This is a genomic window from Virgibacillus sp., from assembly GCF_013393565.1.
GTDB classification, from domain to species: domain Bacteria; phylum Bacillota; class Bacilli; order Bacillales; family Amphibacillaceae; genus Virgibacillus; species Virgibacillus dokdonensis.
The window spans coordinates 1-24,338 of the sequence record NZ_JABXHF010000061.1; the positions used below are offsets into that span (position 1 = coordinate 1).

Annotated in this window: 21 protein-coding genes and 1 pseudogene; 16 read left to right on the forward strand and 6 right to left on the reverse strand. The window is 36.2% G+C overall.

Annotated features, from left to right (window positions below; all coding sequences use genetic code 11):
- Nucleotides 1-257: 257 nt before the first annotated feature.
- The 3 genes from HLX49_RS12970 to HLX49_RS12980 all read left to right on the forward strand — a co-directional run bounded on the left by HLX49_RS12970 (nt 258) and on the right by HLX49_RS12980 (nt 2,770).
- Nucleotides 258-440 (forward strand): cold-shock protein, encoded by a 183-nt coding sequence (locus HLX49_RS12970; protein WP_073007670.1) that lies wholly within the window; start codon nt 258-260, stop codon nt 438-440.
- A gap of 291 nt (nt 441-731) precedes the next feature.
- Nucleotides 732-2,255 carry an acetaldehyde dehydrogenase ExaC gene (exaC, locus tag HLX49_RS12975; protein ID WP_296362376.1) on the forward strand — a complete coding sequence of 508 codons (1,524 nt, stop codon included), beginning with the start codon at nt 732-734 and terminating at the stop codon, nt 2,253-2,255.
- A 158-nt stretch (nt 2,256-2,413) separates the two neighbouring features.
- The gene (locus HLX49_RS12980) at nt 2,414-2,770 is read left to right on the forward strand and encodes a DUF779 domain-containing protein (protein WP_296362378.1); all 357 of its coding nucleotides are present in this window, start codon (nt 2,414-2,416) and stop codon (nt 2,768-2,770) included.
- A gap of 89 nt (nt 2,771-2,859) precedes the next feature.
- On the opposite strand, the gene HLX49_RS12985 is transcribed toward HLX49_RS12980, so the two are convergent.
- Nucleotides 2,860-4,872, reverse strand: coding sequence for a penicillin-binding transpeptidase domain-containing protein (locus HLX49_RS12985; RefSeq protein WP_077705401.1), 2,013 nt, complete (start codon nt 4,870-4,872; stop codon nt 2,860-2,862).
- A 72-nt stretch (nt 4,873-4,944) separates the two neighbouring features.
- On the reverse strand, nt 4,945-5,883 hold the full coding sequence (locus HLX49_RS12990) for an LCP family glycopolymer transferase (RefSeq protein ID WP_077705398.1): 939 nt from the start codon (nt 5,881-5,883) through the stop codon (nt 4,945-4,947).
- 562 nt (nt 5,884-6,445) lie between these two features.
- Between HLX49_RS12990 and HLX49_RS12995 the strand changes: the two are divergent.
- The 4 genes and pseudogenes from HLX49_RS12995 to nagB all read left to right on the forward strand — a co-directional run bounded on the left by HLX49_RS12995 (nt 6,446) and on the right by nagB (nt 9,564).
- Nucleotides 6,446-6,770 (forward strand): annotated as a pseudogene (locus HLX49_RS12995) (helix-turn-helix domain-containing protein).
- 458 nt (nt 6,771-7,228) lie between these two features.
- Nucleotides 7,229-7,381, forward strand: coding sequence for a hypothetical protein (locus tag HLX49_RS13000; protein WP_162985848.1), 153 nt, complete (start codon nt 7,229-7,231; stop codon nt 7,379-7,381).
- 274 nt (nt 7,382-7,655) lie between these two features.
- Nucleotides 7,656-8,861, forward strand: coding sequence for an N-acetylglucosamine-6-phosphate deacetylase (nagA, locus tag HLX49_RS13005; protein WP_077705395.1), 1,206 nt, complete (start codon nt 7,656-7,658; stop codon nt 8,859-8,861).
- Nucleotides 8,839-9,564: a glucosamine-6-phosphate deaminase gene (nagB, locus tag HLX49_RS13010; protein ID WP_077705393.1), complete on the forward strand. Its 726-nt coding sequence runs from the start codon at nt 8,839-8,841 to the stop codon at nt 9,562-9,564. The genes nagA and nagB overlap by 23 nt, the downstream gene beginning before the upstream one ends.
- A gap of 228 nt (nt 9,565-9,792) precedes the next feature.
- Here the strand turns inward: nagB and HLX49_RS13015 are convergent, their stop codons facing one another.
- A complete protein-coding gene (locus HLX49_RS13015; RefSeq protein ID WP_296362384.1) occupies nt 9,793-10,425 on the reverse strand; it encodes a YigZ family protein in 633 nt (210 codons plus the stop codon).
- Nucleotides 10,426-11,010: 585 nt separating this feature from the next.
- On the opposite strand from HLX49_RS13015, the gene HLX49_RS13020 reads away from it, so the two are divergent.
- From HLX49_RS13020 to HLX49_RS13030, 3 genes are all read left to right on the forward strand, one after another.
- Nucleotides 11,011-12,150, forward strand: coding sequence for a sensor histidine kinase (locus HLX49_RS13020; RefSeq protein WP_077705387.1), 1,140 nt, complete (start codon nt 11,011-11,013; stop codon nt 12,148-12,150).
- A gap of 196 nt (nt 12,151-12,346) precedes the next feature.
- Nucleotides 12,347-13,039: a response regulator gene (locus tag HLX49_RS13025; RefSeq protein WP_077705384.1), complete on the forward strand. Its 693-nt coding sequence runs from the start codon at nt 12,347-12,349 to the stop codon at nt 13,037-13,039.
- Nucleotides 13,040-13,557: 518 nt separating this feature from the next.
- Nucleotides 13,558-14,403 (forward strand): DegV family protein, encoded by an 846-nt coding sequence (locus HLX49_RS13030; RefSeq protein ID WP_077705381.1) that lies wholly within the window; start codon nt 13,558-13,560, stop codon nt 14,401-14,403.
- 78 nt (nt 14,404-14,481) lie between these two features.
- Here the strand turns inward: HLX49_RS13030 and HLX49_RS13035 are convergent, their stop codons facing one another.
- Both HLX49_RS13035 and HLX49_RS13040 read right to left on the reverse strand, forming a co-directional pair.
- Nucleotides 14,482-16,980: a YhgE/Pip domain-containing protein gene (locus tag HLX49_RS13035; RefSeq protein WP_101932403.1), complete on the reverse strand. Its 2,499-nt coding sequence runs from the start codon at nt 16,978-16,980 to the stop codon at nt 14,482-14,484.
- A gap of 245 nt (nt 16,981-17,225) precedes the next feature.
- Nucleotides 17,226-18,419 (reverse strand): immunoglobulin-like domain-containing protein, encoded by a 1,194-nt coding sequence (locus tag HLX49_RS13040; RefSeq protein WP_296362387.1) that lies wholly within the window; start codon nt 18,417-18,419, stop codon nt 17,226-17,228.
- Between the two features lie 375 nt (nt 18,420-18,794).
- On the opposite strand from HLX49_RS13040, the gene HLX49_RS13045 reads away from it, so the two are divergent.
- Entirely contained in the window at nt 18,795-20,288 is a 1,494-nt protein-coding gene (locus tag HLX49_RS13045) for a response regulator transcription factor (RefSeq protein ID WP_296362389.1), read from the forward strand.
- 3 nt (nt 20,289-20,291) lie between these two features.
- Here the strand turns inward: HLX49_RS13045 and HLX49_RS13050 are convergent, their stop codons facing one another.
- The gene (locus HLX49_RS13050) at nt 20,292-20,639 is read right to left on the reverse strand and encodes an SCP2 sterol-binding domain-containing protein (RefSeq protein WP_077705369.1); all 348 of its coding nucleotides are present in this window, start codon (nt 20,637-20,639) and stop codon (nt 20,292-20,294) included.
- Between the two features lie 412 nt (nt 20,640-21,051).
- On the opposite strand from HLX49_RS13050, the gene HLX49_RS13055 reads away from it, so the two are divergent.
- From HLX49_RS13055 to flgN, 5 genes are all read left to right on the forward strand, one after another.
- The gene (locus tag HLX49_RS13055) at nt 21,052-22,464 is read left to right on the forward strand and encodes an ATP-dependent helicase ComFA (protein ID WP_077705366.1); all 1,413 of its coding nucleotides are present in this window, start codon (nt 21,052-21,054) and stop codon (nt 22,462-22,464) included.
- A complete protein-coding gene (locus HLX49_RS13060; RefSeq protein ID WP_237342764.1) occupies nt 22,461-23,141 on the forward strand; it encodes a ComFC family protein in 681 nt (226 codons plus the stop codon). The genes HLX49_RS13055 and HLX49_RS13060 overlap by 4 nt, the downstream gene beginning before the upstream one ends.
- 27 nt (nt 23,142-23,168) lie before the next feature.
- Nucleotides 23,169-23,627: a TIGR03826 family flagellar region protein gene (locus tag HLX49_RS13065; protein ID WP_367112754.1), complete on the forward strand. Its 459-nt coding sequence runs from the start codon at nt 23,169-23,171 to the stop codon at nt 23,625-23,627.
- Between the two features lie 75 nt (nt 23,628-23,702).
- Nucleotides 23,703-23,963: a flagellar biosynthesis anti-sigma factor FlgM gene (gene flgM, locus HLX49_RS13070; RefSeq protein WP_216484063.1), complete on the forward strand. Its 261-nt coding sequence runs from the start codon at nt 23,703-23,705 to the stop codon at nt 23,961-23,963.
- 33 nt (nt 23,964-23,996) lie between these two features.
- The coding region (gene flgN, locus HLX49_RS13075) for a flagellar export chaperone FlgN (protein ID WP_296362397.1) at nt 23,997-24,338 on the forward strand (342 nt) is incomplete at its 3' end.

The following is a 24,338-nucleotide window of genomic DNA, read 5'->3' on the forward strand; positions in this document are numbered from 1 at the left end:
ACCTCTCATGCCTGTTGTCTTTTTTTCATTGTGTACAAATAACATATATCAGAAAATTCTGTTACCTATGTCTCAAATGGAAAATTAACGCTTGACTTGAAGCATTACTTTTTATGCAACGCTAGTGAATATAAGTAGAATAACCTTTTTAAACCCTAGAAACAGGATGCATCGAACGATAGTTGTACGCTTAGTAGCTTTCCTTCTGGCAACAATAGGCGTATAATAGAAGTTAGTATTAGAAAGGAGATGCTCACATGTCTTTTTCACGTGGACCAAAAGAACCGGTTCCAGAAGTGGAAACGAACATTTGGTCATGCACCAGTGACGACTGTCAAGGTTGGATGCGGGAGTCGTATAGTTTTGAGGAGGAACCAACATGTCCGTTATGTAAGTCCACTATGCAAAAGGAAGTAAGGACTCTTCCTGAACTTAAGTAGCATGAACCAATAAGTATCTCTTTATAAGATATAAACCCCTGCTACTAGCCCTTGATAGATATCAAGGGTTTTTTGCACTATATTTATCTCTGTTGATTCGTTCGATTCGCTACGTTGCTAAACTGGCGCCGGCGCCTTCGCTCATATATTATAAGAATCGTTTCCTTAAGATATGATAAATCTTAGACATAATATACAAGTAGCTATAATCTTGCAATTATTCGAAATGATTTGTTATACTAAAATCACAATTACTTGAAAGCGCTTTCTTAAAAGGGAGGAGAAAGTTAGATGAGGTATGCTAATCCAAATACGGAAAATGCTGTAGTTCATTTTAGGGAAAAATATGATAATTTTATAGGAGGAGAATATCTTCCACCAGCCAATGGAAATTATTTTGAAAATGCAAGTCCGGTAACTGGAGAAGTATTTTGTCAGATAGCAAGATCTACAAAGGAAGATGTAGAAGCTGCGTTAGATGCCGCTCATGAGGCGAAAATGATATGGAGCCAAACATCGGTAACGGAAAGATCATTGTTGCTTCATAAAATCGCTGATCGAATGGAAGAGAACATGGAAAAGTTAGCTGTTGCAGAAACTTGGGATAATGGAAAGGCAGTCCGTGAACCGTTAGCTGCAGATATACCACTTGCTATTGATCATTTTCGTTATTTTGCAGGTGTGATTCGAGCACAGGAAGGCGGAGTTAGTCAAATTGATAAAGATACGGTCGCTTATCATTTCCATGAACCTTTAGGAGTAGTAGGACAAATTATTCCTTGGAATTTTCCAATATTAATGGCTACATGGAAATTAGCTCCTGCACTAGCTGCTGGAAACTGTGTTGTTTTAAAACCAGCTGAACAAACGCCAGCTTCTATTCATGTATGGCTTGATCTAGTGAAAGACTTAATTCCTGCAGGTGTTGTGAATGTGATTAATGGATTTGGCGTTGAAGCAGGTAAACCACTAGCTTCAAATAGTAGAATTTCAAAAGTAGCCTTTACAGGGGAAACAACTACCGGACGATTAATTATGCAATATGCGTCGGAAAATATTATTCCTGTCACATTGGAACTTGGTGGTAAATCTCCGAACATATTCTTTGCAGATGTAATGGAAGAGGATGATGGTTTTTTAGAAAAAGCCGTCGAAGGGTTTACGATGTTTGCGTTAAATCAAGGGGAAGTATGCACATGTCCATCTAGAGCATTAATTGAAGAAACGATATATGATAAATTTATGGAGCGCGCTATAGATAGGGTCAAACAAATTAAGTTAGGGCACCCATTGGATACTACTACGATGATGGGAGCACAAGCTTCTCGAGAACAATTGGAGAAAATCCAATCTTATTTAGATATAGGTAAGCAAGAGGGAGCAGAGGTTTTAATTGGTGGAAATGTACAAGAAGTCGATGACCCTGATTTGAAAAATGGCTATTATGTAGAGCCAACTATTTTTAAAGGGAATAATAAAATGCGCATTTTTCAAGAAGAGATATTTGGACCAGTTCTGTCATTAACAACTTTTAGAGATAAAGAAGAAGCACTTACGGTTGCAAATGATACACTGTATGGACTAGGTGCAGGGGTATGGACGAGAAATATTAATACCGCTTACCGTTTTGGTCGAAATATAGAGGCTGGTCGCGTATGGACAAATTGCTATCATCAATACCCTGCACATGCAGCATTTGGCGGATACAAAAAGTCTGGTATTGGTAGGGAGAATCATTTAATGATGCTTAGCCATTATCAGCAAACGAAAAACTTGCTAGTAAGCTATAGCGAAAGGCCGGCAGGATTATTTTAATGCAATAGAAAGTGGAAATGTTCTGTACTTCAAATGCGCCAAAAAGTCCAGTTTCACGATAAGAAATCGACAATAAACTATATTGTTTTAATAGGAGGCGGAGAAATGGAGAGTGGGCTTTTAGAGCTGTATAGATTTTTTGTTAAAAGGGGGATCATATGGTAGAATGGGTAACAGCGACGAAAGCAGCACTTCAATTGTTAGAAAAGTTGAAACGTGAACATGGAGAAGTAATGTTTCATCAGTCTGGAGGATGCTGTGATGGAAGCTCACCAATGTGCTATCCTCTCCATGAGTTTCGTGTCGGTGATGCGGATGTGTTATTGGGTAGTATTGCTGGAGTGCCATTTTATATATCAAAGGATCAATATGAATATTGGAAGCATACACAGCTCATTTTAGATGCAGTTAATGGAAGGGGAGGCATGTTCTCCCTAGAAGGGCCTGAAGGGAAGCGTTTTTTAACGAGATCTAGAGTTTTTACGGAACAAGAACAATTAACTTTAGAACAATAAGAAAAGGATACGCATATTCCCATGTGCGTATCCTTCTTCATACTAAGAGCTATTTCCCATGAATGGTAAAAGTCAGAGTGCGTTAACAGTTATTCTTTCATTTTATGGAGTATTTCTACCGCCTTTTCTGTAGAAAGACCACTATTGCCTTTTGTTTCTTCAATCATAATGGAAACAATAATGTCTTCATCGTCTGTAGGATAACCAACAAACCAACCGTTTTCCTGACCGTCACTATCATTAGTTAATTTTAACTCAGCCGTCCCCGTTTTACCCGAAACAGGGAATTTAGCATTTTTTGCAGAACGCTTTGCTGTTCCATCTACAACAACATCTCGCAGTGCTTCTTTGATTATGTCCGCTTGCTCTGGTGTAATTAATTTATCTTTCCACACTTGTGCCTTCTCTTCACTTGTTAACAAAGTTGGTTTTAGCATGTTCCCGTCATTTAAAAATGCTGTATAAGCTGTAGCTAGGTGTAACGAGCTCATTTCTACTTCGCCTTGACCATAGCTTGTATTTGCTAGTAGCACTTCATCATCTAGCTTTTCTGAAGTGGATATAGAAGATGCTGTAATCGGGTATTCAAATGGGAAATCCGTACCTAAGCCGAATGCTTTCAGTCCTTCAACGTAAGCTTTTGCACCCATATCGACAGCTTGCATGGCGAAATAGATATTATCAGATCGAACGATAGCATCATGTAGGTCAACAGGGCCGTTTGATTGGGATACACGTGTTACCTCATAATCTCCCCAGCCTTCCCCGTTACTCCAAGTAAGACCACTTATTTTTAACCCCTCTTTTGGATCGATCGTTCCATTTTTCATTCCAATTGCCCCAGTAATTGGTTTAATTACCGATCCAGGAGCATAAGTGGAAGAAAAACGATTTAAGAGTGGATTTTCTTTGTCCTCTTCTAGTTTTTTCCAAATATTTGCTGTTGTTCCATATAATATCTCATTTGGATTAAAAGAAGGGCTGGATACTAAGCCAAGTGTTTCCCCTGTTTTTGCATCTATTACAGAGGTTGTAGACTTATCGCCATCTAGTGTGTTATAGATTTTCTCCTGTACATTTATGTCGATGGTTAGCTGTACATTCTCGCCATCTTTGGCCTCTTTTTCTGCGAGAATTGTCTCTTCTCCATCATTTATAACTTTAACGGTACTACCTTTTATGCCGCGTAGCTGTTTTTCGTATAATTTCTCTAATCCTCTTTTACCAATAGTATCTTGTGCAGAGTAATTATTTTCCTTCTGTTTTTTTAACTCTTCTGCAGTTACTTGTCCGATATAACCGACGAGTGCTCCGGTAGCTGCTCCCCCTGGATAGATTCGTCCTGTCGTTTCTTGCCTAGTAATACCATTGATAGCAACAAGCTCATTCCAGAGCGCTTCATCCTCTTTCGTAATTTTTGCTATTGGAACAAATAAATTTGGCTCTACCCAACTGGCATTCAGTTTTTCGTCAATTGATTCAATAGATAGTCCAAGTAGTTGGGCGATTTTTTTCTTGTTTTGTTTTGCGTTTTCCCCAAGGTTCTCAGGTACAATTCCTATTTCATAAATGGTATCATTCATCGCAAGAGGCATATCATTGCGATCACGAATCTCGCCTCGAGCAGGTGTTGTAGAATCAATCCGGAGCTCACCGCTATCTTTCATTTCTGGGAAAATAAAACCAGTGTCCCAATCTACATACCAGTTTTCTTTATCCTCATCCTCTTGCTTGATTAGATTTGCTTCGTAATCAAAAGATATAGGACCTGCTGTTGTTTTCATGCTTACGGAAAAAGGAATGGATACTTTTCCATCTTCCATCGCTTTTTCACTTTCTTTATCACTCAATGTTTCTGCTTCAATTTTTAAATCAGAAACATTTAAATCCTGATAAATTTTTTTATAACGATCGACGAATTGTTCTGTTGGATAATTTTCTTTAGCTGATTTGCTTAACATGGCATACATTTTATCGAATTCTTTCTTGTTCCAATGATTGATATAATTGGAAAAGCGATCGCTTGGTGTTGCGTTATCATCAGAACAGGCAGTTATGACTCCTACTAACAATATGATTGCGATAACAATTAATTTTCTCATAGTAACCTCCCTTTATTTCAATTTAGCAAAGTAACATGGACGTACAGTCCTTTCATGTTACTTTATTCCACACTATTTCCCATCCATATGCGTTTTAATCTCAGACTGTACACGACTAAACTCCGACTCAGGGACAACATAAAACCAAATCCCGCCGATCATTTGACCGTTCCCTTTAATTTCTATAGTGGATATGTTATTTCTCGTGTTTCGATAGTTGCTGAATAACGTCTGCATATCATCCATGTCCAAATTCGTCTTGACATTATCCCCGAGTATGGTAAGTATATCTCCAAATTTAGTAATGCTTGAAAAGCTAGCTCCTTTATTAATAGCAGCCATGATTACTGCGCGCTGTCGTTCATTACGACCTAAGTCACCTCTGGGATCATTTTTTCGCATCCGTATGTAGTCTAATGCTTGTTCTCCGTTTAATTGCACGTCACCTTTTGGAAATTCAGAACCCCCTTGAGAAAAAGCGGTCTTATTCGTGACGGTCACTCCACCTAATGCATCAATCCCTTGTTTAAAACCTTCCATGTTGACACTGGCATAGTAATGTACTGGAATATCAAAGTTTTCCTCCACGGTTTGGACGGATAGTTCTACATCTCCGAACGCATATGCGTGATTAATTTTATCTTTTCCTCTACCAGGAATGTTGACATATGTATCACGGGGGATACTTATCATTTTCATTGCATTCGTTTTTGGATTAAGCGATAAAAGGATCATCGTATCCGATCTTCCTTTATCACCGCTTCGTTCATCGACTCCGAGCAGTAAAACGTTCACAGCTTTTGTATCTTTAAAGATAGCTTCGAGTTCTTTTTGTCGTTCTGGATCATTGTCACGTGAAAGTGGGTTATGCATCGTGTCAACTGTGCTATTAATTTGATTCCAAATGTAAAAAATAGTTGCTCCTACAATTAACAGAATGGCTATAAAGATACTACCTAGCCATAACGGCCATTTCCGCTTTTTTTTGCTTTTCTCCATTCTCGTACTCAATAAATTCACTCCTATATCATTATTCTTGTTAACTTAGCTATATTCCTTGTGTGAAGACGAATTTTTAACACTGTATAAAGTATATAAAATTTCAAGTTTATAATAAAAGTAAAACCAAGGCGCTTTTTCGCCATAATGATTTAGTGATAAGTAAAGTAATTCTAAAGAAAATGATAGAGCTACCTTAACCCAACTTGGGCTGCTAGGTTGAACATGTGCTTAGTTGAAAGCATTTTTAAGATGATAGAAGTCTGTTAGTGTTATTTGCTAATATTTTACACCTTATTGCATTGCATTGCACTTGTCTGTATAAATGATCATTTAAAGAGGCAAACTATAAAATTAATTTACGGTTTGATTATATCGAAATTAGTCGTATTCGTCTATTTTTCCTCTCCTTTCAATTTTGTAAGCAACCGCATATACATGTAGATAAAGTATTCGTTTGTTTTTAAGTAATGTCCGAGAAGGGATTAAAGTATAAAATGATTTTTCGAAAAAAAACAACTATTGTCAAAAGTTATGGCATAATGCCATTTGAAAGAAGGTGGGGAATTAAGAATTGATTGGAGAAAAAATAAAAAGAATTACGAAAAGGCAAAAAATGTCAATTTCAGCATTAGCGGAAAAGACTGGTGTAGAAAAATCCTATTTAAGTTCCATTGAACGCGGTTTACAGAAAAATCCTCTATTCAGTTCATTGAAAAAATAATTTATGTACTAGGTGTGTCCATAAATGAGTTGTTACAAGAGGAAACAAGTTTAGCAGCAGAACAATATGATGAGGAGTGGCTGGAAATTGTTAAAGAAACAATGGAATCGGGAATGATAAAAGAACATTTAAAGAATACTTAGAATTTAATAAATGGCGAATGAACAAAGAATAACCAAAGAGCGGTAAAAAGTTCTGGATTATTCTTTTTTTGTTTACACGCTAGGAAAGTATTCGGTGTTTTATTAGAGTGACTCCCAATTTTATTTTAGTGACATATAATATTATAGCCTGAAAATATTTGGCAAACGAAAGCGTAAAAATTTCCCGGTTATCTTCTAAAGGATGCGGTTTTGGCGATAAGCCAAATTTCACTAATCATAAAATAAAAGCGGGAACGAAGGATTGTGTTTTTAACACAAAATGAGCTACTTCAACCAACTTGAAAAGCAATGAAATAATAAGGGGTTAATATTATGTATATTCTTAATCATGAAAAAAATAGCGAAACCATTGTATAACTGTGTAAAGTTTAGTAGAATTTATAGTGATTTGGTAAAAAATTATAAAATTATTGAAGCTTCATGTCAATGGTTCATTTACACAAAATGGAAGTTTAGAGGTGGGAAATGAATGGGTGAGCAGGAAAAGTATAAAAATTTATTAAAGAAAGTTATTCAAGAAACAGAAAATCAAAATATAAACTCTTCACAAGAAATGGTGAATATGCTTGTTAAAGAATTAAGGAGTATTACGTTAACAAGTTCAGTAGCACCTAAATCTTAAAACTAAGAAGTAGTATTTCAATATCTGGGATGCTACTTCTTCATATGTTATAAGTTTTATATTTTTGGGAAAATCAAGGTATAAATAATGTTGATAGCAAAAATTTTTCAGCAAATCATAAAGTGATAAATGATTATAAAAAAATGTGAAGTATAACACAAGTTGTGTTATTATGGTGCTTAATGAAGGAAATGATGTTTTTAATAGATAATGGTGATTTTGCTTCAATATAGCAGAATACATATTTTACATCAAAGGAAGGAAGCGACCTGAAATGGATAAAACTTTGCCTATGTTCATTAAAAACGCTAATATATTCACAGAAACGACGATCATCAAAAATGGCAGTTTGCTTTTAGATGGAGGGAAAATTAGTTCTGTTCACCAACATGGGGATTTTCCGGCTTGTTTACCTGAAGCAACGCAAGTGATAGATGCAAATGGTTTATCTGTAATCCCTGGCTTTATTGATGGACATATTCATGGTGCGAATGGTTCGGATGTGATGGATGCTACCGAAGCAGCTTTAGATACGATGAGTAAAACGCTTCCCAAAGAAGGGACGACTAGCTATTTAGCGACAACGATTACACAGTCTCCTGAGCAAACGGAAGCAGCTTTAAGAAATGTACGTGATTACGTCAATAAAATTGGTCAAGCAGAAGTGGTTGGGGTGCATTTGGAGGGACCATTCATTGAAAAGAAGAAAGCGGGTGCTCAGCCATTACAATACATTAAAGATCCCGATATAGACGTATTCAACCACTGGCAGGAACTATCTGGAAACAAAATAAAAACGATTACAATGGCTCCAGAGCTTGACTCGAATGGAGCGTTTATAAAAAAATTAGCTGCTGATGGGGTCAATGTGTCTGCAGGTCATACGAATGCTAACTTTTCTATGATGCAACAAGCTGTAAAGCATGGGGTTAAGCAAGTTACACATCTTTGTAATGCTATGAACGGTATTCATCACCGTGATATCGGCACAGTTGGTGCAGCTATGCAACTCAAAGAATTACGTGCAGAACTCATTGCAGATGGTATTCATGTTGTACCAGAAATGTTGCAACTTATTTATCAAAACATTGGTAGTAAACGACTACTTTTAATTACAGATGCGATGCGGGCAAAATGTTTACCTGCTGGTGAGTATGAGTTAGGTGGGCAGCCCGTACATGTTTCTGCAGATAGAGCAGTATTAGATAATGGTACTTTAGCAGGAAGCATTTTAAAAATGCAGGAAGGTGCGCAAAACATGTTGCGATTAACAGAAGCTTCTATGCATAACATTATTGAAATGACTGCTGTAAATCCTGCCAAACAAATAAACATATATGATAGAAAAGGTAGTATCACACCAGGAAAAGATGCCGATGTTCTCATTGTGAATGAACATTTGGATATTAAGTATACATTTTGCAGAGGGAAAATAGCATTTAAAGGAGATAGAGAAAATGGAATTAATGAAGGTTCGTAATTATGAAGAGTTAAGTGAACGTGCCGGAGAAATGGTCATCGAAAAAGTAAATGCGCTTGAAAAACCAGTACTAGGTTTGGCAACAGGATCTACTCCGGAAGGATTATATGAGTATTTAATTAACCAATATAAAGCGGAAAAAGTATCATTTGAACATGTTGTTACTTTCAATCTTGATGAATATGTAGGTTTGGAAAAAGAAGATATTAATAGCTATAACTACTATATGAATGAAAAACTATTTAATCATCTTGGTATACCAGCTCATCAAACATACTTGCCAAATGGTAATGCACTTGATCTTAATCAAGAAGCTATAAATTATGAAAAACGTATTAAACAGGCAGGTAATATAGATTTGCAAATTCTTGGTCTAGGTTTAAATGGGCATATTGGTTTTAATGAACCAGGAACCCCGTTCACAAGCAGAACGCATATTGTTCAACTGGATGAGTCTACGCGTCAAGCTAATGCACGTTTTTTTATATCGCTTGATGAAGTACCTACGCAAGCAATAACAATGGGAATTGAAACCATTATGGAGAGTGAGCAAATTGTATTGCTTGTCTCTGGAGAAGGAAAAGCGGAAGCGTTGAAACGAGTAGTAAATGGTAAAGTAAGCGAAGAATTTCCAGCTTCCATATTGCAAAACCATAATAATGTTATTATTATAGCGGATGAAGCAGCGTGTAAGTTACTTTAATAAAAGGCTTCTCTATTAGCAAGAGTTTCTTAATTTGGGAAGCAGTAAGCAAATGTTTGAGGTTGGGATAGGAATAAATGAGGAGTCAAAGTGCTGTTCATATTTCTTTGTACTTGCCAAAACGTGAGTTTGTCTACATCTATATTTCAACAAAATAGAACAATTTTCAAGGGAGCTCTTTTGAAAGAAGAGCTCCCTTTATATGATAGGAAGGATAAAAATCAGCTTTTATACATCAATTTCAAGGTAAGTCGTATCTGTTTTGTTTATTCTTGCTTGATCATTGGTTAATTCAACTATAAAAGCTTCCAAATCTGCTTCTGCTCCCACTTCGACATAAACATGGTACGTGACTTGATCTGTATAATCTGTTTTGTGTAAGATGTATTCCGACTGTCGTAGAGCATGCTCTAATTTACCAGATAACCCATAATCCGCAGTCACCGTATATCCTTGCATGCGCTGACGCTTAATCACTCCAGTTGTTTTAATTGCTTGTGAAGTTGTGCTCCCATATGCTCGAATGAGACCACCTGCTCCAAGCTTAATACCTCCAAAATAACGTGTGACAACAACTGCAGTATCTTTCAATTTTTGTTTCTTCAGTACTTCTAGAATAGGCACTCCTGCTGTTCCGCTAGGTTCTCCGTCATCATTCGCTTTTTGAATTTGGTCGTGTTCTCCTATTATATAAGCAGAGCAGTTGTGTGTTGCATCATGATGTTTTTTCTTTATTTCTTGAATGAATTTTTGTGCATCTTCTTCCGTTTCAACTCTTTTAACATAGCCAATAAACCGAGATTTTTGTATTATAATTTCGTCTTGACCTTCTCGTTTTACAGTATAATAACGATCGAGCAATTTCCATTTCCTCCTTGGTATTTGCGTGATAAAATAAGATATATTCGTTTTGTAAACCGTCGGATTATAGTGCTAACAAACAGTGTATATTCTCGAATTTTCTACATAAATCCTACAAATAAAGTATTTTCAAACACATTAGCGATAAAAAATTAAAATTATATAACCTACAACAAAGGTTTTATAGAGTAGAAAAAGGGATATACATCATAAAGTGAATCTTTCATTCACAAGATTTTCTTTTATAAGTTATGGAAAAAACGGCTTTACAAAAATGTATAAACATGTCCTTTTATCCCGGGTATAAAGTGCTGTAAAGCTCTCATTTCAAGCATTAAAAGATGTGAGCTGAACAAGCCTAATTGGGTGATAACAGCACCTTTGTTCATTTAAAGAATCAGTGGGGGTTAAAGAAAACCACACGTATTGAAGATTCACTTTATAGTAAAAAGTAGGAATAGAGGTCCGGTTGTATTTATAAATTGAGTACAAAGATGCATTTTACGTCTTTCTTATGTATGCTAAAAGACCCTATAAAAAGTTGGACAGTTTGCGTATAATTATAACATAGGTTGGTGGGAAATGATGGCGCAAAGAATTAGCGATCGAGTTTTAGATTATATTATTCATGAGATGATTGAAGTAGTGCAAAATAGTAAAGATGAAATTTTTAGTATTAGTGAAGAAGCAAGAAAAGAGCATGAACATCTTGTGAAAGAGTTGCAAGATACAAAAATAAGGGTAGCACAACATATTAATGATGGTGACGATTTGGAACAAAAAGTTCGCTTTTCTCGTAGGAGACTAGCTGAAGTGAGTAAGCATTTCGATAGATACTCTGAAGCCGAGATAAGAGAAGTATATGAAAAGACACATTCTATGCAGACTAAACTAGCCATGTTGCGTCAGGAAGAAAGTGTACTGCGTGAAAAAAGAGATGATTTAGAGAGAAGATTAATTTCTCTTGCACAAACCATTGAACGGGCTGAAGGGTTAGCTGGTAAAATATCTGTGGTTCTTAACTATTTACATGATGACTTTAAACAAGTAAATGAAATGCTTGAAGAAGCAAAAGAAAAACAGGAATTTGGCTTAAAAATTATTGAAGCCCAGGAAGAAGAACGACGGAAAATTTCCAGGGAAATTCATGATGGACCAGCACAAATGCTCGCGAATATACTATTGCGATCTGAACTGGTAGAACGTACTTTTCTTAATCAAGACGTAGATCAAGCACTGGTAGAAATCAAAAGTGTTCGTGAGATGATACGCTCCTCCTTATACGAAGTAAGAAGAATTATTTATGACCTCCGTCCGATGGCTTTGGATGATTTAGGTTTAATTCCTACCATGAAAAAATATATCTCTACCACCGCAGACTATAATAATTTGAAAATTGAATTTCATGCATTTGGAGAGAAAAAGCGATTGCATCAAAAATATGAAATTGCTGTTTTTCGATTAGTACAAGAAGCTTTACAAAATGCTGTAAAACACGCAGAAGCTTCTTTAATTCAAGTGAAATTGGATATAGGAAAAAGTGATTTAACGATGGTAATTAAAGATAATGGGGTAGGGTTCGACCCTTCGTTAAAAAAAGATAAATCATTTGGATTAATTGGTATGAGAGAAAGAGTGGAGATGCTTGAAGGTGAAATGAATATCTCATCAAGCATAGGAAAAGGAACAACTATTTACATAAAGGTTCCTTATACGTCTGTATAACGGTATAATAAAATAGAACACTCTAAAATTCCGATATGAAACAGAAGTTTTTTGCTCTAAGGAAGATATTAACAAACCCTAACTTCGGAAGAAGCTTATTCATCGTAGGTACGTCTAGATATAGATAATATTTGATTCTATCATAAGGAATTCCAGGGGAAAGAAATTTATTTTTGATGCAGGAGGAACTATTATAATGACTGAGGAAAGAAAAATACGTATTGTTTTAATAGACGACCATAAATTATTTCGTGAAGGCGTAAAAAGAATATTGGATTTTGAACCGGCATTTGAAGTAGTGGCAGAAGGCGATGACGGTTCAATGGCTGCCAAACTTGTAAAGGAAAATAACCCAGATGTCGTGTTAATGGATATTAATATGCCAAATATGAATGGAGTTCAGGCAACCAAGGATCTTGTCCGTTATTTTCCAAATACAAGCGTCATTATTTTATCTATCCATGATGATGAGAGCTATGTTACCCACGCTCTAAAAACTGGGGCACAAGGTTATTTATTAAAAGAAATGGATTCAGAGGCATTGATCGAAGCGATTAAGGTTGTCAGTGATGGCGGTTCTTATCTGCATCCAAAAGTGACACATAACTTAGTGATGGAGTATCGCAGACTAGCAAAAGACAATCTATCGTCCTTAGCGGAAAATGGTATAGAATATAGGCAACCACTCCATTTACTAACAAAAAGAGAGTGCCAGGTATTACAATTATTGGCAGATGGAAAAAGCAATCGCGCTGTAGCTGAAACACTTTATATTAGCGAAAAGACAGTAAAAAACCATGTGAGTAATATTCTACAAAAAATGAATGTTAATGATAGAACGCAGGCTGTTGTTGCTGCTATCCGCAAAGGGTGGGTAGAAGTAATCTAGTAAGCACTCTACTTCTTCTACTTATTCGTATATGAAGCTACCATTTAAACAAGGCAAAGTGTAGCCAATCAAACCATAAGAAAACGTCACTTCTATTCAGAAGTGTCTTTTTTTTTGCACTATCGGAGGTATAAGATCAGAAAAACGGTGGCTGTCATAAGGTAGTTTTTTAATAGTATAGGAAACGGGGATAATGAATGAAAACTACCATCAAAATACAACTCCTAATCTAAAGAGATTTTCCATATCCATGGAGGGAGTCTGCAGTGTATATAGCGAGAGCGGTCACTAGCTACATTTCGCTTACATGTATTAAAAAAAATTATTGTATTATAAATCACTAAAAGTGTGCATAAATAGAGTGCTGGAAATGTAGAGGTTGTAACTATGTTGAGAAAAACTTGACACATACTTCCTTTATCTAAAACATGCATTTTTTATTAATTTCATGTAGAATATAATAGGATTGTTGTACTAGTATATAAAAGCAAAGACTATATAAAGAGGAGAAGGTTTGCATGAAAGTTGCTGTAATGACAGACAGCACGGCCTATATACCCAAAGAAATACGAAATAAATTTAATATACATATGGTGCCATTAAGTGTCCAGTTTACGGATACTTCTTATCAGGAAGAAATTGACATTACAACGGAAGAGTTTTATCAAAAATTAAAGGAAACGAACGAACTGCCAAAAACTTCACAGCCTTCGATCGGTTATATTACAAATGTTTTAGAGGATTTGGCTAAAGAATATGATGCGGTTGTTTCCGTCCATCTTTCTAGTGGCATTAGTGGTACATATCAGGCGGTAGTAAGTGCTGGTGAAATGGTAGATGGAATTGAAGTTTATGCATATGATTCGGAAATTAGTTGTATGGCGCAAGGTTTTTATGTATTAGAAGCAGTAGATATGGTGCAAAAAGGAAAACAGCCTAAGCAAATTATCCGTCGATTCGATGAGATGAAGCAAACGATGCGTGGATATTTTATGGTAGACGATTTAAGTAATCTACATCGTGGAGGACGTCTTAATGGGGCACAGGCCATTTTAGGTAGTGTCCTACAAGTAAAGCCAATTCTTCATTTTGTAGATAAAATAATTGTGCCATACGAAAAAATTCGTACCAAGAAAAAAGCGCTACAGCGGATACTTGATATGCTGGAAAAAGATGCTTCTGAAGGTGGGGCAATCAAGGTAGCCTTTGTTCATGCAAATAATGAAGTTGACGCTCTTGATTTGGAACAACGATTTTTAAAAAAATACCCTGACGCTGAAACGACTATCAGTTATTTTGGACCTGTTATTGGCACACATCTTGGAGAAGGTGCATTGGGTGTGACATGGTATAAGCAGAAATAGCATTTGTTACACGCTATGATAGTATAAAATTTTTAAGTAAAAAAAGCCTCTTTATAAAGGAGGCTCTTTTCAGTTTTGTTAGCTAACGGATTCCTTAGCATCACTATTTTGATAATGCATTTGTTTTCTCATAAATTTGAATCGAATATAGAACACACTCATAGCGAGTGATGCGAAAATACTAAAATATAAGAATAGACCGCCAACACTCTCCCATGTATTGGAGGTTATGCCTAAAGATATAATACTTCTGTAACTTTCAAGCGAATACGTAAATGGTAAGAAAGTACTCATCTGACGTAATCCTTCTGGGAGCATATCAATTGGTAAGGGTGATCCGGTTGTGGACAATTGCAGGATAACGAATGCCAATGCTATAAATCTCCCAACATTTCCAGCTGCACTTACTAAGAATAAAATAATCATTAAGAAAGTTAAGCTTACCATAATAGAAAACAAGACGAAAGAAACACCGCTTTGCACATCTAAATTTAGGAAAACGAGTGTGTATAAAGATAGGATTAATGCTTGTAGAATAGCAAGCATTATTAGCTTTATAGCTTTGCCAGTAAACCAAGCTGTTGCTGATGGAGGAATAATAACAGGAGTGCGATATTTAACTGCAAAGGACATAATTAAAATGCCAACATAAAGCGCTAATGTTAAAATGTATGGTGCGTTTGAATCACGGTAAAAAGGAAAGCTGTTCATTACTTCGCCATCTAAAACAACAGGTTCCGCAAACATGGAAATATTTTCTTGGGTAGTGTTTAAATTGTTCGTTTTCGCAGCAGCTCCCTCTAAACCTTCTTGTAATTCTTCACTTCCATCAGATAAATTTGCTAGGCCACCGTCTACTTGTGAAACCCCATCTGTTAACGTTTCCCAGCCTTGTTTTACAGTTTGATTTCCAGCGCTTACTTGACTAGAACCATCTTCCAGTTCTATTGCACCAGCGGTCAATTTTTGCCACCCAATCTCTACTGTCTTGTTTCCATCACGTACTTGTCTGGAGCCATTAAGCAATTGTTTCGTACCAGCTGTAAGCTCACTCCACCCACTTTTTACAGTTAGATTCCCGTCTTTTATTTGCTTGGTTCCTTCCTGTAATGTAGCTACGTTTGTCTGTAACTCTTTCCATCCTGCTTCTACGGTTTTATTACCAGCTGCTACTTCAGTCGCTCCTTTTTCTAGTTCAATTACACCGTTTTGAAATTGTTGTTGACCTTCTACAAGTTGCTTAAGACCACTGTTCAAATCGGTCACACCTACACTTAGCTCATTTTTTAGGCCGTCTCGTAATTGATTTGCTCCGTTAACAAGCTTTTGAAAATCTTTTTGTTTTTGTGGGCTTGTTTTTAAAGTTTCATTTAGTTGAGCCATAATGATGTTGTATAAAGCATTATCTTCTAGTCCGTCAACACTGTTGGGTAATTCTTGAAGCGCTGCTTGTAAGCTTTGCATGGATTGAATGGTATCGTGAACACCTGCTTGGGCTTGTTGAACTCCTGTAGCTAATTGTTCGCTTCCGGGGATAATCCTTTCACTAAGCCCATTTTTCAGTTGTGTTGTTCCATCTTTTGCTTGTTTTGCGCCTGTCAATAAATTTGTGGAACCAGTACGTAGTTCGTTCGCTCCATCTGCTAATTCGGAAGCCCCATTGGATAGACGAGCAATATCAGCTGATTTTTCATTTAAAGCGTTCATTAACTGTATCGTTCCTTCATGTACCTGTGAAGAGCCATTAGCTAATTTTGTGACATCATTTGTTTTATTTTGTAAGTTGTTTAAAAGTGTGCCTGTTCCTATATTTAATTCTCGCGCACCCTTAGCAAGACTCGTTATATTTTCCTGTTTAGAAACCAGCGATTCTTTCATCGTTTGGGACCCATCTTCTAATTGTTGAGCTCCATTTGCTAATCGTTTGATATCGGAGGATTTTTCATTTAAAGAATCTAGAATTTGCTCAGACCCATTTTTTAGTTTATTAGACCCAAGATTGATCTGTTTCGCACCATCTGAGGCTTCTGTAAATCCACTTGATACTTCTTTTAATTGAGCGACTACATTTTCTACATATGTTGTGGTTATTTGTGTAGATAACTGCGTTTTTATTGATTCAGCAGCTTTATTAGTAACTTGTGCTGCCATGAAGTGTAGCCCTTCATTCTGCATGTAATGTAATGTAGGTCTTATTGGCTCATCATCGAGAACGGTCAAGGCTTTTGTTGAGAAGTCTTCTGGAACTTCAATCGTCATATAATATTTCATATTATCCATGCCTTTTTTCGCTTCTTTGGACGATACAAACTCCCAGCCTAGCAATTTGTTTTCCTTCAAGCTAGTCATTAAACTATCGCCGATGTTTAGACGCTCACCATCTGACATGGCACCTTGGTCATTGTTTACTACTGCTACTGGTAAATTATTCGTATTGTCATAAGGACCCCATTTTGGTGACAACATAATCATGGCATATAGAAGTGGGACGAATATAGCTAAAGAGACGGTGAGAATTACATGTTTATTTTGGAAAATACGTTTTATTTCTGCGGAAATATAACCCGCTTTTCCCATATCATATCCTCCTTTAAGTTATCTTGTTGGCTTCAGGGTTGTTCAAATGCTTGTAAGCAGGCACTTCATTTGTACAGTGGGCAGTTTAGAATTTTAAGGTTTGTAGAAACTTTCCCCTATAAGGATTGGCTACAGGTCGAATTTATCTATTTTCTTGAAGATTATAAATTAGGAAAAGGATTTTATTAGCACTTTCTAAAAAGGCAATGAAAATCAATACAGATTTTCACTGCCAATTTCCTTGTTTAATTAAAAATATATTTTCTAAACAAAGGTATGGACGCGCCTGCTGTTAGAAGTATTGCACCGATTAATAATATGAACGGTATATTCGTTGCAGTATTTGGAAGCACTACGCCGTTACCAGGTTTATTGTCATCATTTCCTGCACCTAAATTATTTTCTTCTGGTTTTTCATCATCCCCTGGTTTTTCACCATCATCCTGTTTTTCATCATCCCCCGGTTTTTCGCCATCATCCTGTTTTTCATCATCCCCTGGCTTTTCACCGTCACCCGGTTTTTCATCGTCGCTCGGCTTTTCACTGTCACTAGGTTTTTCATCATCCTCTGGCTTTTCATCGTCACTAGGTTTTTCACCATCCCCCGGCTTTTCATCGTCATCTGGTTCTGCAGCTTCTACATATACAATTCGAGTAGCTGTCGCTTGATTTCCGGCTTTATCTTCTACTGTATATGTAATGCTGTATTCGCCTAGTTTTTCAGTATTCAGATCACCAGAAACTATTACTTGCTTAGTTAGATCCCCGTCTATCTCATCTTTAGCCATGACTCCTGGATCGTTGTATGTTTCTCCAACTTTTATAGTCATTGGGTTATCACCCTTTAACGTAATAACAGGTGCTTGATTATCCAGCTTTTCTTCCACTTTTACTGTTGTAAACAGTGTATCTTCTGGAGGGGTACAAGTGACAGGTAGATCAATTGGTGTCGTGCCTAATTTTGCATAAATTTCTGCTTCTATTTCACCTACATGAATGTTTACATCATCCTCTCCTGCATTGAAATTCGTATCATTGCCACTAATTTGAAAGGAAATCAGGGTATCGTTGGGATCAAATGGCGTCTCGGGAATAGCCACTCCTTCCGAACCAAACACATTCACTGTTTCACTTGGCGATGTTAAATTCAATTGATTTACATGACCGTTAAATGGGTTAATAAATCCCTTTAATGGTTCGATTTGTCCGGTTAAGTCTACACCAATAGTAGTCTGTATATTAGAAACAGAAAACTCCTGATTGGCTTGTACTTTATTTGGTACTGTGGCAGTTGGTGTAACGTTCATATTAATAGCGATCTCACCAAAAGAAGTATTGGCTGTACATACATAATTAAATGATTTTGTTGTTTCTTGGGCATGTGCCGTCTTCATTCCACCACTATAGAAAAACACAATAAAAAAGCTCAACACTACCATGATCAATTTTTTTGAGAATTTATGAATGAGAATCTCCTCCTTTTTTATTTACAATGCTTTCTAAATTGCATTTTTTGATATCACGCTCCTTTGAACAATGTTTCCATCGTGTTGTAAACCTTTTTAATTTTTGTTAATATAAATTCAGTTATAGTACAGAAATGAAAAATCATATCTGTTATACTGAAGATGTTAATCTAACTGTAGATTCTTTTTGTTATTTATTCAATTCCGAAAATTGTAGCATTTCAAAAAATGCGGCAATAATCCCCCTAAAATTATAGGATGTCGTCTATTTATGAATGAATAATCATTCATCGTTCGTGAGGTGGTGGTTATTAACTTTTATCTAAAAAAAGAAAAGAGGCGAAAGTAATGCGGTTAGACCAATATATGGATACTTTTTTTCAGTATGGTTTATGTTTAATAAGAGAAAACCAAAAACAAATTGAGTATCATTGGAAACAAGTTTCAGGTTATTTTGAAAGTGGTGAAACGAAGTTAGCAAAAATCCCTATTTCATTACAAGTGCTTTCAGATTTAATCTTTGATTCTCAATATGATAAAGAAGCTCTATTAATTAAAATAAACGAAGTAGGGAAGAGGAAATCTGTAAGTCAGCCCATGAACCAATTTGTTATTACTTTAATGGAAATTGCTGTCCATAGGGTAGTTAAACGGAAGTCAAACTATGATTATAGTGACCTGCAAGCCATTCAATATGTGTTTATGAAGATGCGGGACCATATACTTACGGATAAACAAGATTTTCTATTTACTATAGATGATTTTCTAGATCAACTTGTAAATTCGGAACAATTTCCAATTGATTGGTTAGCAGTCGTGGAAAAAAATGAGCAAGTATTTTACATCAGCAAATGGTTTCAGAGCAATACACAATGGAACCGTCCATCTCATGATTTTAAAGCTAGCACCTTTTTTAATTTAACAGAAGAACTATTAAAAAGTATGCCATATTCCAATAATAAAAATACGATTACGATACCCTATAAGTATAGTACACTTTTAATATGTATAGATAGAAAAGGAGCTGGCTATACAATTCCTTTTATAAACTATATATTGCAATTATTTGAAAACAGTTCAAGGAGATTAAAGGCACCTCGTCAAGAACAGCAATGGAAAGACTCTGTTATTATGTTTTATGAATCCATTATTCAAGCAAAGACTTTTGATGAATCTGTGAAATTAGTTACGCAAGGCTTCATTAATTATTTACCTTTTGAAAGATGTGGTATTTTTTCCTATTCATCAGATGATAGAGTGGGAAGTGGCTTGTTAGGTCATCAATTTGATAATAAAGCAATTCAAGAAATAATGGAGGATGTGCGTAATCTTCCTTTGATTGACAAAGGAATGAAGCTATTGCAATTGTTTGGAGAGGGGATGAAATATCTGCAACCTCTTTTCATTACGGATGCAAAGGAAAGCTTTCCTATTGAATACATTAATAAATTTCAATTGAAGTCTATAGTTGTTGCTCCGCTGTATCAGCCTTCAAATAACCGACTTATAGGTGCAGCTATTCTTGATCAAGGGCCTTATAGCCAATTTTCTATCTCACAAGACGCATACACAGCTTTGCTTAAATTTGGACAAAGTGCAGGAGAAGTGATTGGAAAGTTCGAAAAAAAGCCGCATATAGATAAACGCTCATTCTGCTTAACTGTGAGAGAAGTTGAAGTTTTAGCACTGATGGCAGAAGGAGAGTCAACGAGTAGTGCGGCTGATAAATTACATCTAAGCGAGTATACAGTTCGTGATTATATGACGGCAATTATGCGAAAAATGGAGGTGAAAAACAGGACAGAAGCGGTTGCGTATGCAATTAGAAAAGGGATCATTTAAAATTTAAACGGTCTTATGTTGATTATAAGCAGATAGAATATGCTCTAATTTTAAGGCCAATTTCACATTGCCTTCCATTTTTAACTTACCAGTAAAGAGCGCCTTAGTCCCGGTTAATTCACCTGTCGCTAGCTGAAGAAAATGCTCTTCTTTCATAAATAAAATACAATCTGCTTTTTTTGTTTTTCCCTCTACAACATAACTGTCTTTTCCGCGTAATAGTAGTTGATAAGTGGTTGGATAATCGCTTTTAAAATTAAACTGATAGACGACATCCATATCATCTATTAAGGAAGTATCTTCTTTTAGAGCTTTCGTCATTTTCTTAAGCAGGTTAGCGGTTTGTGACATATAATTATATCCTCCTTATAAGAGCTCAATTCGTTTAAATTATAAAAGTTCGTATCATTTTGTACTAGCACGAATAAAGTAGGGTTTTTAACGAAATTTTCTAGAGAAAATCTCCTCTTATAGTTGCGCGAAAGAAAACTTGCAATTGTCACTTTATAAACCCTATTTCATTTGCTATGATTGACTATATACCCTCTCTAAACACCATCTGTCAGCAGATAAGTAATTATAAATTTTTGTTTTCCTATAGGTAAGTATAGGTGAGCAAAAAGTTTTAAGGTTTAGATTATAAGAAAAACACTGCCGTTGTTCTGCGATAAAGATTTGGTAAAAATCCAGGTTTTTCAAAAAAGTGTACCCCTATTGCTATCTATCCTACTTTCTATAATTAATACAATCAAAGGAGATAAAGATGATAGAAAAACTTACTACTTCGCTATATCTAGAACTTGTCAAACATTGTGATGGAAAATTACTGCTCCGAAAAGAAATTCCTCTTGATGAAGAACTATTCCACGCCTCTCTCGAGCAAAACATATTGACCCCTATCCCATCTATCATGAAAACCCCGTTTATCAAAATATGTCGACGTTGCGGAAATCGAAAAAAATCTCAATTCTCCAACATGCATGATCTTAATCAGAAACGCCTTATTGCATACTGTCGTAATTGCATCCAAATGGGACGAGTAATGGAGACAGAACCACTGTATCGGTGGAATGGTGAGCCAGCTTGTTGGCAAAAGCATGAGTGGGCTTGTACTTGGGAAGGTCAACTTACTGGTGCGCAATCCAAGGCTTCTGAAACAATCCGTGATGCTATTTTGCAGCAAGAATCCTCGCTTTTAGTATGGGCTGTTTGCGGATCTGGAAAAACAGAGATGCTATTTGCTGGTATTGAAGCAGCTTTACGGCAAGGGATGCGCATTTGTCTTGCTACTCCGAGAGTCGATGTAGTAAGGGAGCTACTTCCGAGAATACAAGAAGCTTTTTCAACCATACTGATTCAAGCGTTATACGGAGGTAGCAAGGAAAAGAGAGGCACCTCGCAAATCATTATTGCTTCCACCCATCAACTTTTACGCTTTGAACATGCATTTGATGTGGTCATTATTGATGAGCTAGATGCTTTTCCATATCATGCAGATACTTCTTTGGCCTTTGCGACAGAAAGAGCTTTAAAGCCTTCAGGTACAATGATTTATTTAACTGCTACTCCTAGACGTAAAGAACGACGTAAACTACAGTGGAATCAGTTGAAACATGTTTTTGTGCCAACCCGTTATCACGGTTATCCGCTCCCTGTTCCTCAGATGTGCATGTGCTTTTCTCTACACAAGCAATTACAAAAGGGAACCGCTCCTCGAGCATTTATCCGATGGCTTTGTCAGCGAGAAAACAAGCAACGTCAACTCTTGATTTTCCTTCCAACTATCTCTCTTACAGAAAAAGTAGTTAGTCATATATATACTATTCTTTTTAACCAGAAAATAATTAAAGATGCATCGGAAATAACTTCTGTACATGCATCTGATCCTGAAAGGGAACGAAAAATTTCTCAATTTCGAAATAAAAGGCTCCTAGTATTAGTCACCACGACCATTTTAGAAAGAGGCGTAACTTTTCCTTCTGTTGATGTGGCTATCATAGACGCTGGTCATTCTGTATTTGATGAAGCAGCGCTCGTTCAGATTGCAGGACGGGCAGGAAGAAGCGCAGAAGATCCTGACGGGGAAGTCGTTTTCTTTCATGATGGAAAAACAAATGCCATGGTGCGAGCCATTCGCTTAATTAAAAGAATGAATCAACTAGGAGGATTTACATGATGACATGTCTACTTTGTGAAAAGAATATTCTCCCTGAAGTAACGTGGAGAACCATGCTTTATCCAGAAGCAAAAGTTATTTGTGATGCTTGCAATCAGTTATTAGTGGCAATAGATGGCCCACGTTGCACAAGATGCAGTCGTTCGAGTACGGAAGGGAAATGTTTGGACTGTATCCATTGGGAAAAAGCTCCTTCAAAGGATAGTTTAGCTAGTAACTATTCGGTTTACCCGTATAGTAATTTTATGCAAGAAATCATCACGAAATGGAAGTATCAAGGAGATTATGAACTTGGTAATGTGTTTAAAAAAACATTTCGTATCCACTTTAAACGCATGATAAAGACTACTTCAAAGGCATATGTAGCAGTGCCGATTCCTTTAAGTGAAGAAAGACAAGAGGAGCGTGGATTTAATCAAGCAGCCATGTTAGCTGAGTTTCTCCCTATCCCAAAAGCGAATTATTTAGAACGGATCGGGAGTGAAAAACAAGCAAAAAAATCAAAAGAAGAAAGGTTGAATTCTGTAAATCCTTTTAGATTAAAAAAACCGCTTAACAAACCGGTTATTTTAGTCGATGATATATATACGACAGGAGTGACATTGAGGCACGCTGCTAAAGTATTGTTAGAGCAAGGCTGCCCCAATGTATTATCCTTTACACTTATTCGAAGCTAATGTATGACCGTGTTATAATATGAGAAAATGCTTGAAGCGGATATCAATGGAAAGTGGGGATCTATTATGGCAGAATTAGCAAACTGTTCTCGTTGTGATCGTTTATTCTTAAAAGGAGCACGTACAATTTGTCAAAATTGCTACCAACAAGAGGAGGAAGCGTTTCGAACCGTTTATCAATTTATGTCCAAACGAAAAAATAGAGAAGCGACAATGTCTGAAATTGTTGAAAACACAGGTGTAGATGAGGAATTAATTATTAAATTTATTAAAGAAAAACGATTATTGCCTACGGAATTTCCGAATATTGGCTATCCTTGTAGTCATTGCGGTAAAAAAATTACGTCAGGAAATTTGTGCCAAGCTTGTCTTGAAAAACTGCGGAAAGATTTAGAACAACATGAAGAACTGGAAGATAGGATAAATGAAAAGGAAGAGCAAGAAAAAAAACGAACCTATTATATGTTTGATGATAAAGAGCTTTAAAATTATTTTTTTATAGCCGATATAAAAAACAGAGTCAAAGTAATCGGAAAGAGCTGTAAAAGGGGTGAGACGGAAGTGAAAATTAATGGTCCAAATCAATTTAATTTTAATCCGTATAAAAAACCATATCATAAGCAAATGGATGTTAAGCGAGAAATGAAGAATGATCAGATTGAAATATCAAATCGAGCAAAGCAGTTGCAACAAGAAGAAAAAACAAGCCCTCAACGAGCTGAAAAAATTGAGCGATTAAAAGAGGCTGTTGCCTTAGATAAATATGAAATAAACTATGAAAAAACAGCACAAAAAATGTTGGATTTCTGGAGAGGAAAATAGGTGTAATCTTTTACTTCGAAAGGAGGTTTTTGCTTGACAGTACCGGCAATTATACATGTGTTAGAAAAACTACTTGAGCTCCATAACGGACTGCTTGAACTTTCTAGAAAAAAGACAGAGGCTGTTAAATCTGGTTCGATAGATACATTAATGACGTTAATAGCTCAGGAAAGAAAGCAAATTCGTAAAGTTGAAAAAGCGGAAACAGAGCGAATAAAACTGGTGACAGAGTGGTTTACAGCAAATAATTTAGCAGAAGAAGAACATACGATCACAATGTTGCTAAACAGAATGGAGACTGGACAACTGAAAACAAAACTGCTTGATATTACGACAAGGCTGACAGAAGTGATTACTTTACTTAAACAACAAGAG

Coding starts and splice junctions, on each gene's coding strand:
- HLX49_RS12970 (WP_073007670.1), top strand. CDS start 258: ATGTCTTTTTCACGTGGACCAAAAGAACCGGTTCCAGAAGTGGAAACG.
- exaC (WP_296362376.1), top strand. CDS start 732: ATGAGGTATGCTAATCCAAATACGGAAAATGCTGTAGTTCATTTTAGG.
- HLX49_RS12980 (WP_296362378.1), top strand. CDS start 2,414: ATGGTAGAATGGGTAACAGCGACGAAAGCAGCACTTCAATTGTTAGAA.
- HLX49_RS12985 (WP_077705401.1), bottom strand. CDS start 4,872: ATGAGAAAATTAATTGTTATCGCAATCATATTGTTAGTAGGAGTCATA.
- HLX49_RS13000 (WP_162985848.1), top strand. CDS start 7,229: ATGGGTGAGCAGGAAAAGTATAAAAATTTATTAAAGAAAGTTATTCAA.
- nagA (WP_077705395.1), top strand. CDS start 7,656: ATGGATAAAACTTTGCCTATGTTCATTAAAAACGCTAATATATTCACA.
- nagB (WP_077705393.1), top strand. CDS start 8,839: ATGGAATTAATGAAGGTTCGTAATTATGAAGAGTTAAGTGAACGTGCC.
- HLX49_RS13020 (WP_077705387.1), top strand. CDS start 11,011: ATGGCGCAAAGAATTAGCGATCGAGTTTTAGATTATATTATTCATGAG.
- HLX49_RS13025 (WP_077705384.1), top strand. CDS start 12,347: ATGACTGAGGAAAGAAAAATACGTATTGTTTTAATAGACGACCATAAA.
- HLX49_RS13030 (WP_077705381.1), top strand. CDS start 13,558: ATGAAAGTTGCTGTAATGACAGACAGCACGGCCTATATACCCAAAGAA.
- HLX49_RS13035 (WP_101932403.1), bottom strand. CDS start 16,980: ATGGGAAAAGCGGGTTATATTTCCGCAGAAATAAAACGTATTTTCCAA.
- HLX49_RS13040 (WP_296362387.1), bottom strand. CDS start 18,419: ATGGTAGTGTTGAGCTTTTTTATTGTGTTTTTCTATAGTGGTGGAATG.
- HLX49_RS13045 (WP_296362389.1), top strand. CDS start 18,795: ATGCGGTTAGACCAATATATGGATACTTTTTTTCAGTATGGTTTATGT.
- HLX49_RS13050 (WP_077705369.1), bottom strand. CDS start 20,639: ATGTCACAAACCGCTAACCTGCTTAAGAAAATGACGAAAGCTCTAAAA.
- HLX49_RS13055 (WP_077705366.1), top strand. CDS start 21,052: ATGATAGAAAAACTTACTACTTCGCTATATCTAGAACTTGTCAAACAT.
- HLX49_RS13060 (WP_237342764.1), top strand. CDS start 22,461: ATGATGACATGTCTACTTTGTGAAAAGAATATTCTCCCTGAAGTAACG.
- HLX49_RS13065 (WP_367112754.1), top strand. CDS start 23,169: ATGCTTGAAGCGGATATCAATGGAAAGTGGGGATCTATTATGGCAGAA.